The 14355-nt window shown below is 63.8% G+C and carries 12 protein-coding genes; all 12 read left to right on the top strand.

Annotated elements, in window-relative coordinates; all coding sequences use genetic code 11:
- Positions 1-55 precede the first annotated feature (55 nt).
- Positions 56-1894, top strand: coding sequence for a M3 family oligoendopeptidase (locus NR193_RS14510; protein WP_256751489.1), 1839 nt, complete (start codon positions 56-58; stop codon positions 1892-1894).
- A gap of 377 nt (positions 1895-2271) precedes the next feature.
- Positions 2272-3066 (top strand): proton-conducting membrane transporter, encoded by a 795-nt coding sequence (locus NR193_RS14505; protein ID WP_256751488.1) that lies wholly within the window; start codon positions 2272-2274, stop codon positions 3064-3066.
- Between the two features lie 219 nt (positions 3067-3285).
- Entirely contained in the window at positions 3286-4431 is a 1146-nt protein-coding gene (locus NR193_RS14500) for an aminodeoxychorismate synthase component I (protein WP_256751487.1), read from the top strand.
- Complete coding sequence (locus NR193_RS14495; RefSeq protein WP_256751486.1) at positions 4380-5042, top strand: aminotransferase class IV family protein; 663 nt, start codon at positions 4380-4382, stop codon at positions 5040-5042. The genes NR193_RS14500 and NR193_RS14495 overlap by 52 nt, the downstream gene beginning before the upstream one ends.
- 26 nt (positions 5043-5068) lie before the next feature.
- Positions 5069-5356, top strand: coding sequence for a YciI family protein (locus NR193_RS14490; RefSeq protein ID WP_256751485.1), 288 nt, complete (start codon positions 5069-5071; stop codon positions 5354-5356).
- Positions 5353-6291, top strand: a complete 939-nt coding sequence (locus NR193_RS14485; protein ID WP_256751484.1) for a DUF3445 domain-containing protein — start codon at positions 5353-5355, stop codon at positions 6289-6291. The genes NR193_RS14490 and NR193_RS14485 overlap by 4 nt, the downstream gene beginning before the upstream one ends.
- A 130-nt stretch (positions 6292-6421) precedes the next feature.
- A complete protein-coding gene (locus NR193_RS14480; protein WP_256751483.1) occupies positions 6422-7867 on the top strand; it encodes a homospermidine synthase in 1446 nt (481 codons plus the stop codon).
- A 187-nt stretch (positions 7868-8054) separates the two neighbouring features.
- Entirely contained in the window at positions 8055-8432 is a 378-nt protein-coding gene (locus NR193_RS14475; RefSeq protein WP_256751482.1) for a hypothetical protein, read from the top strand.
- 187 nt (positions 8433-8619) lie between these two features.
- The gene (locus NR193_RS14470) at positions 8620-10704 is read left to right on the top strand and encodes a 5'-nucleotidase C-terminal domain-containing protein (protein WP_256751481.1); all 2085 of its coding nucleotides are present in this window, start codon (positions 8620-8622) and stop codon (positions 10702-10704) included.
- A gap of 134 nt (positions 10705-10838) precedes the next feature.
- Complete coding sequence (gene hemH, locus NR193_RS14465; protein ID WP_256751480.1) at positions 10839-11903, top strand: ferrochelatase; 1065 nt, start codon at positions 10839-10841, stop codon at positions 11901-11903.
- Between the two features lie 156 nt (positions 11904-12059).
- Positions 12060-13271 carry an FAD-binding oxidoreductase gene (locus NR193_RS14460; RefSeq protein WP_256751479.1) on the top strand — a complete coding sequence of 404 codons (1212 nt, stop codon included), beginning with the start codon at positions 12060-12062 and terminating at the stop codon, positions 13269-13271.
- Between the two features lie 121 nt (positions 13272-13392).
- On the top strand, positions 13393-14343 hold the full coding sequence (locus tag NR193_RS14455; protein WP_091577846.1) for an SPFH domain-containing protein: 951 nt from the start codon (positions 13393-13395) through the stop codon (positions 14341-14343).
- Positions 14344-14355 lie beyond the last annotated feature (12 nt).

The following is a 14355-nucleotide window of genomic DNA, read 5'->3' as shown; positions in this document are numbered from 1 at the left end:
AGGATTTGACCGGCTTCACGTTCTCTTTGAACCTTGGTCACGGAAGGTGTCGGCAATGCACATGGTTTCTGGTCGTCAGCTTGCGGCGCCAACGTCCAGTCAGGGCGCGGCCGAGCTTGGCGACCTGCCGGAGTGGAACCTTGCCGATCTCTATGCCGGCATGGAGGCGCCGGAACTGAAGCGCGACATCGCCAGGGCCGCCACCGACGCGATCAGCTTCGAGAGCCGCTGGAAGGGCACGCTGGCCGCAGAGGCCGGGCGTGGCAGCGCCGGCAGGCTGGGCGAGGCGCTTGTCGCCTACGAGGCGCTGGAGGAACTGATCGGCCGCATCGTCTCCTATGCGGGATTGGTCTATGCCGGAAACACCGCCGATCCGCAGCGCGCCAAGCTCTATGGCGACATCCAGGAGAAGATGACCGACGCCAGCGCGCACCTTCTGTTCTTCACGCTCGAACTCAACCTGATCGACGACGCGGCGATCGAAGGCGCGCTGGCCGCCGATCCCGCGTTCGGCCACTATCGGCCATGGGTGCTCGATCTGCGCAAGGACAAGCCCTACCAACTCGAGGATCGCGTCGAACAGCTTTTCCACGAGAAATCGATCACCGGGCGCGGTGCCTGGAACCGCCTGTTCGACGAGACGATGACCGACCTTCGTTTCGACATCGATGGCGAGGAGCTGACGCTGGAACCGGCGCTCAACCGCCTGCAGGATGCCGACGGCGAGGTACGCCGGCGGGCCTCCGAGGCGCTGGCCGCGACCTTTCGCAAGAGCCTGCGCACCTTCACGCTGATCACCAACACGCTGGCCAAGGACAAGGAAATATCCGACCGCTGGCGGGGCTTCGAGGACATCGCCGATTCACGTCATCTCGCCAACCGTGTCGAGCGCGGCGTGGTCGATGCGCTCGCCACAGCGGTGCGCGAGGCCTATCCGCGCCTGTCGCACCGCTACTACGCGATGAAGGCACGCTGGCTGGGCATGGAGGTGATGAACCACTGGGACCGCAACGCGCCGCTGCCGGATACGCCGCAGGCGATCATCGGCTGGGACGAGGCCAGGCACACCGTGCTTTCCGCCTATCAACGTTTTTCACCCGACATGGCCGAGATCGCGCGAACCTTCTTCGACCGCAACTGGATCGACGCGCCGGTGCGGCCGGGCAAGTCGCCCGGCGCCTTCGCGCATCCGACCGTGCCGTCGGCGCATCCCTATGTCCTGCTCAACTACATGGGCAAGCCGCGCGATGTGATGACGCTGGCGCACGAGCTTGGCCATGGCGTGCATCAGGTGCTGGCCGGCGGCCAGGGCGCGCTGATGGCCTCGACGCCGCTGACGCTGGCCGAAACAGCGTCGGTCTTCGGCGAGATGCTGACCTTCCGCTCGCTGCTCGACCAGACCTCCGACAGGCGCGAGCGCAAGGCCATGCTCGCCCAGAAAGTCGAGGACATGATCAACACGGTCGTGCGTCAGATCGCCTTCTACGAATTCGAGCGCAAGGTGCATGCCGAGCGCAAGAATGGCGAACTGACCTCCGACAGGCTCGGCCAGTTCTGGCTGGAAGTGCAGGCTGAAAGTCTCGGGCCGGCGATCAAGCTGCGCGAAGGCTACGAGGTGTTCTGGACCTACATCCCGCACTTCATCCATTCGCCCTTCTACGTCTATGCCTATGCTTTCGGCGACTGCCTGGTGAACTCGCTCTACGCCGTCTACCAGAACGCCGAGCGCGGCTTCCAGGACAAGTATTTCGAGATGCTGCGCGCCGGCGGCACCAAGCATCATTCCGAGCTTCTGGCGCCCTTCGGCCTCGACGCCACCGATCCCGCCTTCTGGCAAATCGGGTTGGGCGTGATCAGCGGCCTGATCGACGAACTCGAAGCGCTCGACGCATGAAACGCGTCCCGTAGATCTCATCTGTTCGCAAAGCAGTTTAGCCGGAATGCATATTGGAAACGGCTCTATTCTTGGCCTAAATATCTGTTCTTGAAGTACTCTCCACGGAAGTTTTCCGATAGCTTTCCACAAGCTCTATGGTAGCTTCGCTCCAAGCTCAGCCGGAGCCCATGCGGATCGGCGAGGAGAAGTCTCAGCCGGACGTGGCGCTCAGGCGAACGCGACAACGGCCGTTGGCCATGGGCAAGCAAAGCCATCGCTGACAGCTCCATCGAAGCCGGCTGTTCTGCGAACCCGCGGAACCACCATCGAGTAGTCCTTCGCCGAAAGTCATGGCCTCATGCCACGGCAGACGGACCTGACTGGAGAAAGAGACAATGGGCACTTTTTTCTACATGCTCCTGGCGTTCCTTGTGGGTTTGTTGGTTGGCTGGTTCATCTGGGGGCGTCTGCGTGGTGAACTCGACGGCGTGCGCGGCGACCTCGATCGCACACGCAGCGAACGCGACAGGCTGCGCGCCGACAGCGACCGCCTGACCGGCGAACTGGATGCATGCGGCAAGACCCGCGCCGACCTCGAGCGCCGGCTGCGCGAAGCGCAGGCAGCGCCCGCCGCCGGGACCAGCGCAGCAAAGCCGGCCAGCCAGGCCCCCGCGGCTTTGATGTCGACACCCGCGGCAGCCAAATCCGCTCCCGCAAAGCCTGCACCCGCCAAACCGGCCGCCGCGAAGGCCGCTCCTGCAAAACCGGCGGCGCCAAAGCCGGCCGCGGCGAAACCTGCGGCCAAGGCAACGGCATCAGCCAAATCCGTGGCGAGCAAGCCGGCCGCCACGGCCTCGGCAGCCAAGAGTTCGGCCGCGCCAAAGGCGGCGGTCGCCAAGAAAGCGGCGCCGGCGACAGCCAAGCCAGCATCCGGAAAGCCCGACAATCTACGCCGCTTGATCGGTATTGGCCCCGCCAACGAGAAGCTGCTCAAGGCGCAGGGTGTCACCAGCTTCGCCCAGATCGCCGCCTGGACCGCCGCCGACATCAAACGGATCGAGGATGTCATGAACTTCGACGGCCGCATCGCGCGCGAACGCTGGATCGAGCAAGCCAAGCTGCTCGCCGCCGGCAACGAGAAGGAATTCGCCAAGCAGTTTCCGACAGCGGGAACCGCCAGCAACACCTGAGCGGTTGGCAAGCTGCCACGATTGCAGCCGGCGGCGCGACCATGGCGCCGCCGGTTTGCTTTTGGCCGCGAGGCCGGCACCGAGGTCCCCCCGAAGGTTGGCCCAGAGGTCGGCCCAAAGGTCGGCTTTGAGGGAGAGGCTGCCGTTCCCTCGATTGCGCTTGAGCGGCCCCCCATATAGAGCGGTCGATGGCTTCATAGACCGCAGCATCCGAGTCCCATGTCCCTGCCCGCCGCAATTTTCCGCAACGACGAAAGCGCGCGCGAGCTCGTTTTCGACCGGCCGGCCGAAATCATCGTGGCGCATGAGGCAAAGGATTTCGGGCCGGCGCTGGCGGCGGCACAGGCCGCGCACGATGCCGGCAAATGGCTGGCCGGCTATTTTTCCTACGAGGCGGGTTACCTGCTCGAACCAAAGCTCGTTCCCCTGCTGCCGGACGGACGCCGCGCCCCTCTTGTCTGCCTGGGGGTCTTCGATACGCCGGTCGAACAGGCGGTGCCGACCCGCAATGCCGCGGCGACCAACGGACCGATCTTCGATGCCCGCGCAACCTGGTCGTTCGAGGATTACGAAAAGCGCTTCGCGCGGCTGCACCGGCACATCAGGCAAGGCGATTGCTACCAGGGCAACCTGACCTTCCCGGTGCATGCGCAATGGTCGGGCGACCCGCTGGCCGCCTTCGACGCGCTGACCGAACGCCAGCCGGTGAAGTATGGCGCTCTGGTCGCGCTCGGCGAGCCCATCGTGCTGTCGCGTTCGCCGGAGCTGTTCTTCGAGATCGACGCCAATGGCATGATCGAGACGCATCCGATGAAAGGCACGGCGCCGCGTGGCGCGACCAGGGCGCAGGACGAACGGCAGAAGATCTTCCTGCGTAACGACGAGAAGAACCAGGCCGAGAACCGGATGATCGTCGATCTCCTGCGCAACGATATCTCGCTGATCAGCGAGGTCGGCACGCTGGAGGTGCCGGCGCTGTTCCGCATCGAGACCTATCCGACCGTCCACCAGATGGTGAGCGACGTCAGGGCAAGACTGTTGCCCGGCCTCACCATCCGCCAGATCTTCGCCGCGCTGTTTCCTTGCGGCTCGATCACCGGTGCGCCGAAGATACGCGCCATGGAGATCCTGCACGACCTGGAGGGAACGCCGCGCGACGTCTATTGCGGCGCCATCGGCTGGATCGCGCCCGGCGGCACGATGCGCTTTTCCGTGGCGATCCGCACCATCTCGCTCTTTTCCAGCGGCGAGGCCGTCTACAATGTCGGTGGCGGCATCGTCTTCGATTCGACGGCGCAGGAGGAGTATCAGGAGTGTCTCTTGAAAGCGCGCTTCGCGACGGGAACGCCGCCAATTTCGACCTGATCGAGACCATGCGGTGGGAACCCGGCTCGGGCTTCCTGCGGTTCGAGCGCCATCTGGCGCGTCTCTACGGATCGGCGGCGGAACTGGGCTTCCGCCACGATCCGGGCAAGATCGGCGAAGCCTTGAGCAGCGCGGTCAACCGGTCCGGCATTGCGCTGCGCGCGCGCCTCGTCCTGTCGCGCGATGGCGCGGTGTCCGCCTCCGCGCAGCCCTATGAACCGCTCGCCGCCGACAGGGTCTGGGTGCTGCGGCTGGCGCGGACAAGGCTCGATTCGCACGACATGCTGCTGCGCCACAAGACCAGCCGGCGGCAGGTCTACAGCCACGCCCGCGCCGAATATCTCATCACCCAGGCCGACGAAGTGCTTCTGGCCAATGAGCGCGGCGAAATCTGCGAAGGCACCATCACCAACGTCTTCGCCGATCTTGGCGACGGCATGCTGGCGACGCCCCGGCTCGACTGCGGCCTGCTGCCTGGTGTATTGCGCGCCGAGCTTCTGGATGAAGGCCGCGCACGCGAAGCGATATACAGCCTGGCTGATCTGCAATCCGCCAAGGCGCTGTTCGTTGGCAACTCGCTGCGCGGACTGATCCCTGCGAGACTCGCCTGAGAGCCAAACCTGTCCGAGGGAATGCCATGTTCATCGTTTCGCTGAACTACAAGGTGCCACTGACCGAGATCGACCGCTTGCAGGCGGCGCATGTCGAATGGCTGAAGGCCTGCTATGCTGAAGGTATCTTCGTCGCCTCCGGGCCGAAGAAACCGCGGACCGGCGGCATCATCATCGCGCGCGGCTCTCGCGACGTGCTTGACGCCAGGTTGGCCGCCGACCCTTTCGCCAAGGCAGGCGCGGCCGATTACGATGTCACCGAATTCGTGGCGAGGATGACCGCGGCCGGGCTCGACACTTTCGGGGAAGCATGAGCTTGGCCGAAATCCTGCCCACCCATACGCCCTATGACGGCTCGTCGAAACTCTTCACCATCGGGCTGAAGCCGCTCGATCCGGCGGACTGGATCGAGGTCGACGACCATCTGCTGCCATATCTCGCCGAGAAGCGCCGGCTCTATGCCGAGATCCCCGAGCGGGTTTTCGTCGAGGAGGACCACACGCGAGACGCCCAGCAGGAAGTGCTCGACCTGCTCGGCACGCATTTGCTGGAGAAGTTCCCCGACACCTATCGGAGCACCGGTTCGGGCATCGAGGCAGGGGGCGCGGCGAGCCGTCTCACAGCTCCTTCCGGTCTCGACGGCGCCCCGCTTTTCACGGCCTCGCTGCTCATCCAGGAAGATCTGATCCTGATGCGCCGCGACGACAATGGCTGGCGGCTTGTCGCCGGCTCGCTGTGCTTTCCCTCGTCCTGGTCGCTGGTCGAGAAATTTGGCCGGCCGCTGCAGGATATCCATGCGCCGGTGCCGGGGTTCGGGCCGGGCACAAGGCCCGCCGAGCTGATCAACCGCATGTTCGACGGCCTCCAGGGCCAGGCCGTCGAGCGCTACAACTGGTCGATCCAGTCGGGCGACGCACTCTATCATCCGCTCTCCGACCTGCAGCGCATCGACCGCGCCACCAACCGCCCGTCGCGGTTTCCGGATGGCGACATCGACGCGCACGCCTTCATCCGCGTCGAGCGGCAGACGCTGAGGAAGCTGCCGGCATCGCGCGACATCCTGTTCACCATCCGCATCCATCTCGATCCCCTGGCGGTGCTGGCGCGGCATCCGGACCGGGGGAAGCTCGCGATGTCTTTCGCCGCCCAGCTCGAAGCCCTCGATCTTGCCCAGCTCGACTACAAGGGCCTGACATCAGACCGCGACCGGCTGGTCGTCGTCCTTAACCACATGGCCAATGACGCGTAGCCGCTGGTTGGCGCTTTTCGCTGGTTTGTGACAATGATCTGTGATGTAGCGCATGGCCGCCGGGCAAAAATGCCCGGTTTTTGCGCGTGTTTTCCCCGGTTTCCTGGGTTTTGAAGGAGTGTTCGATAAAATGGCGACTGAAAACTGGCCCGTTTACGGTGAGATCACCGGCCCTGTCGTGATGATCGGCTTTGGTTCGATCGGCCGGGGAACGCTGCCGCTGATCGAGCGCCATTTCAAGTTCGACAAGTCGCGCATGACGGTCATCGACCCGCGCGACACCGATCGCAAGCTGCTCGACGAGCGCGGCATCGCCTTCGTTCAGGAAGCCGTGACCGAGAAGAACTACAAGAAGCTCTTGACGCCGCTTCTGACCAACGGTGGCGGCCAGGGCTTTTGCATCAACCTGTCGGTCGATACCGGCTCGGTGGATCTGATGCGGCTCTGCCGCAAGCTCGGTGTGCTCTACATCGACACCGTCGTCGAGCCATGGCTTGGTTTCTATTTCGATGCCAATGCCGACAATGCCAGCCGCACCAACTATGCGCTGCGCGAAGCGCTGATCAAGGAAAAGCACGACAAGCCCGGCGGCGCGACGGCGGTCTCCACCTGCGGCGCCAATCCCGGCATGGTCTCGTGGTTCGTCAAGCAGGCACTGGTCAACCTCGCCACCGATCTTGGCCTCGAGTTTTCAGAACCCGCGCAGGAAGATCGCGAGGGCTGGGCCAAGCTGATGAAGAAGGCCGGCGTCAAGGGCATCCACATCGCCGAGCGCGACACGCAGCGCGCCAAGAAGCCGAAGCCGATGAATGTGTTCTGGAACACATGGTCGGTCGAGGGCTTCATCTCCGAAGGCCTGCAGCCCGCCGAGCTCGGCTGGGGCACGCATGAGAAGTGGATGCCGAAGAACGCCAAGAAGCACAAGCATGGCTCCAAGGCCGCGATCTATATCGAGCAGCCCGGCGCTAACACGCGCGTGCGCTCATGGTGCCCGACGCCCGGCCCGCAATACGGCTTCCTGGTGACGCACAACGAGGCGATCTCGATCGCCGATTTCTTCACCGTGCGCGGCAAGAAGGGCAAGGTGCATTACCGCCCGACCTGTCACTATGCCTACCATCCCTGCAACGACGCGGTGCTGTCGCTGCACGAGATGTTCGGCGCCGCCGGCAAGGCTCAGCCGGTACACCACGTGCTCGACGAGAATGAACTGGTCGACGGCGTCGACGAACTCGGCGTGCTGCTCTACGGCCACGACAAGAACGCCTACTGGTACGGCTCGCATCTCTCGCTCGCCGAGGCGCGCAAGCTGGCCCCCTATCAGAACGCCACCGGCCTGCAGGTCACCTCGGCTGTTCTCGCCGGCATGGTCTGGGCATTGGAAAACCCGCAGGCCGGCATCGTCGAGGCCGACGAGATGGACTACAAGCGCTGCCTGGAAGTGCAGTCCCAGTATCTCGGGCCGGTCGAGGGCCACTACACAGACTGGACGCCGCTCGATAACCGCCCCGGCCTGTTCCCGGAAGACCTCGACCGGAACGACCCGTGGCAATTCCGCAACATCCTCGTTCGATAGCACCCTGCGGAGCATATCTCCCTGCCTTGCAATCGCCCGGAAATCGGGCGATTGAAGGGATGCGGACGAGAGCGTCCTGCGTCCATTTGGACGCACGAGGTGCGCTCTCGAAACTTGGATGCACGCATCGTGCCTTACGAAGATCGATTCCGATTTTCGGGCCGATGCGAGAGGAGAGGATTTTCATATGACCATTGCGCGCAAAGTTCTTTCGATGAGCATCGCTGGCGCCCTTGCGACGATGCTTGCCGCTTGCGCCACCAGCGGCCCTGATCAGCCGCCGATGGCGGCCTCGCCGAAAGGCGTCGAAGGTTCCTGGATCGACGCCAAGGGCACCGGCCTTTCGACCTTCACCGGCGGTACCTTTACGACAGTCGCCACCGACACCGGCCAGAAGCTTGCCGACGGCAGCTACACGATGACCGGCGCCACTTCGGTGCAGATCAACGGCACCTCGCTGATCCGCCAGACGCCGGTCAGCTTCAACTGCCTGATGGTTTCGACAAGCCAGCTCAACTGCACCAGCGCCTCGGGCCAGAATTTCGTGCTGACAAGGCGCACCTGAACCAGCGCATCCATTCCTGCAGGACGGCGGCCGATGGCCGCCGTCCTTTTTTATGCCGGCAAAGCGCAGCCCGATTTCCGCTTGCGTCATCCGGAACGCGATGGGAACATGGCGGAAAACGCCGACTGTCATGTTCCAGTCCAGCTAGAGCGTTAAACGCCTCTGATCAGCTTTCCGGGAGACGAAGATGAAGAGACTTGCTGCCATTGCCGCCCTTTCTGCCTCCACGCTCGGCCTGTCGGCTGGCGCATCCTTTGCCGACTACACGCTGAACATCCTGCACATCAACGACTGGCACAGCCGCATCGAAGGCAACAACAAATACGAGTCGACCTGCTCGGCCGAGGAGGAGACCAAGGGCGAATGCATCGGCGGCGCGGGCCGGCTGATCACCGCGATCGGCCAGGAGCGCAAGAAGCTCGAAGGCCAGAACGTGCTGCTGCTCAGCGCCGGCGACAATTTCCAGGGCTCGCTGTTCTACACGACCTACAAGGGCAAGGTTGAAGGCGAATTCCTCAACCAGATGAAGTTCGACGCCATGGCGCTCGGCAACCATGAATTCGACGATGGCGAGACCGCCCTGGCGCCGTTCCTCGACATGATCAAGTTCCCGGTGCTCGGCGCCAATGTGAAGGCCAACGCGCAGTCCAAGCTCGGCGACCGCGTCAAGCCGTCGATCGTCGTCGAGGTCGGTGGCCAGAAGATCGGCATCATCGGCGCCGTCACCAACGACACGCCGGAACTCGCCTCGCCCGGCCCCAACATCACCATCGAGGACGACGTCAAGTCCATCACCGCCGAGGTCGAAAAACTGAAGGCACAGGGCGTCAACAAGATCATCGCGGTCACCCATATCGGCTACAGGCGCGAGCGCGATGTCATCGCCAAGATCCCCGGCATCGACATCGTCGTCGGTGGCCACAGCCATTCGCTGTTGTCGAACACCGACCCGAAGGCGGAAGGCCCCTACCCGACAATGGTCGACAACCCGGACGGCTACAAGGTGCCGGTGGTGCAGGCGGCGTCCTATTCGAAATATCTAGGCGAGTTCAAGGTGGTGTTCGACGACAATGGCGTCGTCAAATCGGCGAGCGGCGACCCGATCTATCTCGACAAGTCGATCACGCCTGACCCCGCCGTGCTCGCCCGCATCAAGGAACTCGGCGCGCCGATCGAGGCGTTGAAGAACAAGGAAGTGGCCGAGACCACCGACGTGATCGACGGCAGCCGCGAGAGCTGCCGCACCCGTGAATGCGCGATGGGCGACATGGTCTCCGACGCCATCCTCGACCGCGTCAAGGGACAGGGCGTCGAGATCGTCATCTCCAATGGCGGTGGCCTGCGCGCCTCGATCGACAAGGGCACCGTGACCATGGGCGAGGTGCTGACCGTGCTGCCGTTCCAGAACACGCTGGCAACCTTCCAGATTTCCGGCAAGGATCTGATGACAGGGCTCGAAAGCGGTCTCAGCCAGATCGAGGACGGCGCCGGCCGCTTCCCGCAGGTCGCCGGCCTGAAATATTCCTTCGACAAGTCGGTCGCGCCCAATGCCGGCCGTGTCAAGTCGGTGGAAGTCATGGAAGGCGGCGCCTGGACGCCGCTCAATCCGGACAAGGACTATCTCGTCGCCACCAACAACTACGTCCGCCAGGGCGGCGACGGCTACAAGGTCTTCGCCGAGAAGGCCAAGAACGCTTATGACTACGGTCCGGGCCTCGAACAGGTCGTCGCCGACTATCTCGGCGCACACCGGCCCTATACGCCGAAGCTCGACGGCCGCATCACCGAGATCGCCGCGACGGTTGCGGCAGCACCGGCAGCCGAACCCGCAAAGCCGGCCGAGCCCGCCAAACCCGCTGAGGCGGCTCCAGCAACTCCGGCTCCCGCTGCAGAACCGGCAAAGCCGGCTGAAGCCGCGCCGGCTGAACCGGCGATGCCCTCGCTGCCGGCCAATTCGGGCGATATCGCCGCCACGCCGCCGACCGTCCCGGCCGAAACCACACCGTCGACGCCGGCGCCCGCCGAACCGGCCAAACCAGCCGAGACTGCACCTGCGCCAGCGACCCCGGCGCCCGCTGCCGAGCCGGCAAAGCCGGCCGAGGCCGCTCCGGCCGAAAGCAGCCATGTCATCGTCGCCGGCGATACCTACTGGGATCTGGCCAAGAAGGCCTATGGCGACGCGACGAAGTGGAAGCAGATCTATGAGGCCAACAAGGGCCAAAGGCCCCACCAGCTCAAGCTTGGCGCGACGCTGACCATCCCGGCGAAGTAGTCGCTTCGCCCCTTTCAACGGAAAGCCCGCCCGGGAATTCGGGCGGGTTTTCCGTTTTCAGCCCAGGGTGCGGCCAGACGCGGTATTGAAAGCGCGCGCGAGATGATTAGGTTCGCGTCTCCTGGAGAACCCTTATGACGCTTTCCACCTCTGTCGATCCCAAAGCCGCGAAGGCCGTCGGCCCGTTGCCGGCCGGACATCCGCCGGTCAAGGCTGGCAAGATCGGCGTCATGCTGGTCAATCTCGGCACGCCCGACGGCACCGATTTCAAGTCGATGTGGCGTTATCTCCGGGAATTCCTCTCCGACCCGCGCGTCATCGAACTCAACAGAGCGATCTGGTATCCGATCCTCTATGGCCTGGTGCTCACCGCGCGACCGAAGAAGTCGGGTGCCAACTATGCCCGGATCTGGAACCAGGAGAGGAACGAGTCGCCGCTGCGCACCTACACCCGTGCCCAGGGCGAAAAGCTGGCCGAGGCGCTCGCCGACCTGCCCAATGTCGTCGTCGACTGGGCGATGCGCTACGGCAATCCTTCGACCGCGAGCGTGGCCCAGGGGCTGGTCGAAAAAGGCTGCGACCGCATCCTGTCGTTCCCGCTCTATCCGCAATACTCGGCGACCACCACCGCGACCGCCAATGACCAGCTTTTCCGAGCCTTGATGAAGATGCGGGCAGCGCCAGCCATCCGCAGCGTGCCGCCTTACCATGACGAGCCCGTCTATATCGAAGCGCTCGCCCGTTCGATCGAACGGCATCTGGCGACGCTGGATTTCGAGCCGGAGGTGGTCATCGCCTCCTATCACGGCATCCCAAAGCCCTATTTCGAGAAGGGCGATCCCTATCATTGCCACTGCCAGAAGACGACGCGGCTGTTGCGCGAGCGGCTCGGTTGGAGCGAGAAGAAGCTGATCATCACCTTCCAGTCGCGCTTCGGCGCACAGGAATGGCTGCAACCCTACACTGACAAGACGGTGGAGAAACTGGCCAAGGATGGCGTGAAGTCGATCGCCATCGTCAATCCCGGCTTTTCGGTCGACTGCATCGAGACGCTGGACGAAATCGGCCGCGAGGCGGCCGAGACCTTCCACCATGCCGGCGGCAAGAACTTCGCCCACATCCCGTGCCTCAACGACAGTGCCGAGGGCATGGCGGTGATCGAGGCGATGGTGCGGCGCGAATTGTCCGGCTGGGTATAAGGCAATTCCAGGAAAAGTTTGAAACGGTTTTCCCGGGAGAAGCGCATAGCGCTTCCCCTCAGGAATTGCCTCAAACAAAGAGTCAGAGCGGCTCGCCGCTCTGACACCGGAACCACACATGCTTCGGAGCGTTGAGGCGCACCTCCGGAGAATTCAATGTCTCGCAAACTCGACCTCAGAACTGGCCGGCCCGTCTGGTCCGCCTATCGCACGCCTGCGGTACCGACAAGCGCGCTCACCCGTGACGCCAAGGCCGATGTGCTCATCGTCGGCATGGGCATCAGCGGCGCCATGATGGCCGAGGCGCTGACGGCGGACGGTCATTCGGTGATTGGTATTGACCGCCGCGGCCCGCTGAAAGGCTCGACGCCCGCGACCACCGCGCTGGTGCAGTTCGAAATCGACCAGCCGCTTACGACGCTCGCGAAGATGATTGGCAAAGGCCCGGCGGAGCAGGCCTGGCGCCGCTCGCGGCTCGCCGTCTCCAATCTCGCCGCCCGCATTGCCGAACTCGGCATCAACTGCGGCCCGAGCCGCACCCAGTCACTCTATCTCGCTGGCACGGTGCTCGGCCCCTCGGAACTGCGTGATGAAGCCGACGCGCGTCGGCAGGCAGGCATCGCCGCGACCTATCTCACGCCGGCACCGCTGGCCGAGACATTCGGCATCGAACGCGACGGCGCCATCCTCAGCCATGGCAATATCGCGCTCGACCCGCGCAAGCTGACGGCCGGGCTGCTGCTCAAGGCGCTCGAGCGCAAGGCACGCTTCTACGCCCCCGTCGAAGCGACGGCGATCGAGGACAGCGCCGATGAGGTGGTCGTCTCGACCAGGGATGGCCAAACCATCACGGCACGGCATGTTGTCCTGGCCACCGGTTACGAACTGGTCGACGTCGTGCCGGCCGCGGCCCACCAGATCATCTCGACATGGGCGATGGCGACGCGCCCGCAATCGCGAAAGATCTGGCCGCGGGCGGCGTTCATCTGGGAGGCTTCGGACCCGTACCTCTACATGCGCGCGACAGCCGACGGCAGGGTCATCTGCGGCGGCGAGGACGAGGATTTTGTCGACGAGACACGGCGAGATGGCCTGATCGCCGACAAGAGCGCGCGGATATCCGAGAAGCTTGGCCGGCTGTTTCCGCATCTCGATGTCAGGCCCGAATTCGCCTGGACCGGTTCTTTCGGCACCACAACCACCGGCCTGCCCTATATCGGCGCCATTCCCAGGCACCCCCGCATCCACGCCGTCATGGGTTACGGCGGCAACGGCATCACCTTTTCACAGATCGCGTCGGAGATTGTCTCGGCCTCGATCAACGGGCTGGAAGACACGGATGCAAGGCTGTTTGCCTTCAACCGCTGATCGCAAGCCCACAAACAATCCCTCATCACCTGATTGTAACGCTCCTGAAACACACTTAAGTCTTTGGTGAAGTCGGCCGCGCGAGAATGGCTCGCGCGGCCGACGTCTGAGGGAGAGCCAAATGGATTTCAGTGGTTTTGATATCGCGGTCATTGTTCTGGTCGCGCTTGTCGTGCTGGTGCTGTTCAAGGGCATCAAGACAATTCCGCAAGGCTATAACTATACCGTCGAACGTTTTGGCCGTTACACCAAGACATTGAGCCCAGGCCTCAATCTCATCATGCCTTTCGTCGACCGCGTCGGCGCCAAGATGAACATGATGGAGCAGGTACTCGACGTTCCGAGCCAGGAGATCATCACCCGCGACAACGCCATCGTCGGTGTCGACGGCATCGCCTTCTACCAGATTCTCAACGCGGCACAGGCCGCCTACCAGGTTGCCGGTTTGCAGAACGCCATCCTCAACCTGACGATGACCAACATCCGTACCGTCATGGGTTCGATGGACCTCGACGAGTTGTTGTCCAACCGCGACGCCATCAACGAGCGGCTACTGCGCGTCGTCGACGAAGCCGCGCATCCGTGGGGCATCAAGATCACCCGCGTCGAGATCAAGGACATCAACCCGCCGGCCAATCTGATCGAATCGATGGGCCGGCAGATGACCGCGGAACGCAACAAGCGCGCGCAGATCCTCGCTGCCGAGGGTCTCAAGCAGTCGCAGATCCTCGAGGCCGAGGGCCGCAAGGAAGCCGCCTTCCGCGACGCCGAGGCGCGCGAGCGCTCGGCCGAAGCGGAGGCCCGCGCCACGCAGGTGGTGTCGGAAGCGATTTCCAAGGGCGACGTGCAGGCGCTGAATTACTTCGTCGCGCAGAAATACACCGAGGCGCTGGGCAAGATCGGCACGGCCACCAACAGCAAGATCGTGCTGATGCCCTTCGAGGCGTCGTCGCTGATCGGCTCGCTCGGCGGCATCGGCGAGATCGCCAAGGAAGTCTTCCGCAGCGAAGGCACGACCGGCGCGCAACGGCAGGCCGCGCGCCCGCCGGTCGTGCGCCCAACCGACAACTGATGTCTCCAACAT

The sequence above is a fragment of the Mesorhizobium sp. Mes31 genome (genome assembly GCF_024519675.1).
Lineage (GTDB): Bacteria > Pseudomonadota > Alphaproteobacteria > Rhizobiales > Rhizobiaceae > Mesorhizobium.
The sequence above is the reverse complement of the archived record's forward strand: the minus strand, read 5'-3'. Positions and strand labels throughout refer to the sequence as shown.

Coding starts and splice junctions, on each gene's coding strand:
- hemH (WP_256751480.1), top strand. CDS start 10,839: ATGACGCTTTCCACCTCTGTCGATCCCAAAGCCGCGAAGGCCGTCGGC.
- NR193_RS14485 (WP_256751484.1), top strand. CDS start 5,353: ATGAGCTTGGCCGAAATCCTGCCCACCCATACGCCCTATGACGGCTCG.
- NR193_RS14510 (WP_256751489.1), top strand. CDS start 56: ATGCACATGGTTTCTGGTCGTCAGCTTGCGGCGCCAACGTCCAGTCAG.
- NR193_RS14490 (WP_256751485.1), top strand. CDS start 5,069: ATGTTCATCGTTTCGCTGAACTACAAGGTGCCACTGACCGAGATCGAC.
- NR193_RS14500 (WP_256751487.1), top strand. CDS start 3,286: ATGTCCCTGCCCGCCGCAATTTTCCGCAACGACGAAAGCGCGCGCGAG.
- NR193_RS14470 (WP_256751481.1), top strand. CDS start 8,620: ATGAAGAGACTTGCTGCCATTGCCGCCCTTTCTGCCTCCACGCTCGGC.
- NR193_RS14475 (WP_256751482.1), top strand. CDS start 8,055: ATGACCATTGCGCGCAAAGTTCTTTCGATGAGCATCGCTGGCGCCCTT.
- NR193_RS14505 (WP_256751488.1), top strand. CDS start 2,272: ATGGGCACTTTTTTCTACATGCTCCTGGCGTTCCTTGTGGGTTTGTTG.
- NR193_RS14455 (WP_091577846.1), top strand. CDS start 13,393: ATGGATTTCAGTGGTTTTGATATCGCGGTCATTGTTCTGGTCGCGCTT.
- NR193_RS14460 (WP_256751479.1), top strand. CDS start 12,060: ATGTCTCGCAAACTCGACCTCAGAACTGGCCGGCCCGTCTGGTCCGCC.
- NR193_RS14480 (WP_256751483.1), top strand. CDS start 6,422: ATGGCGACTGAAAACTGGCCCGTTTACGGTGAGATCACCGGCCCTGTC.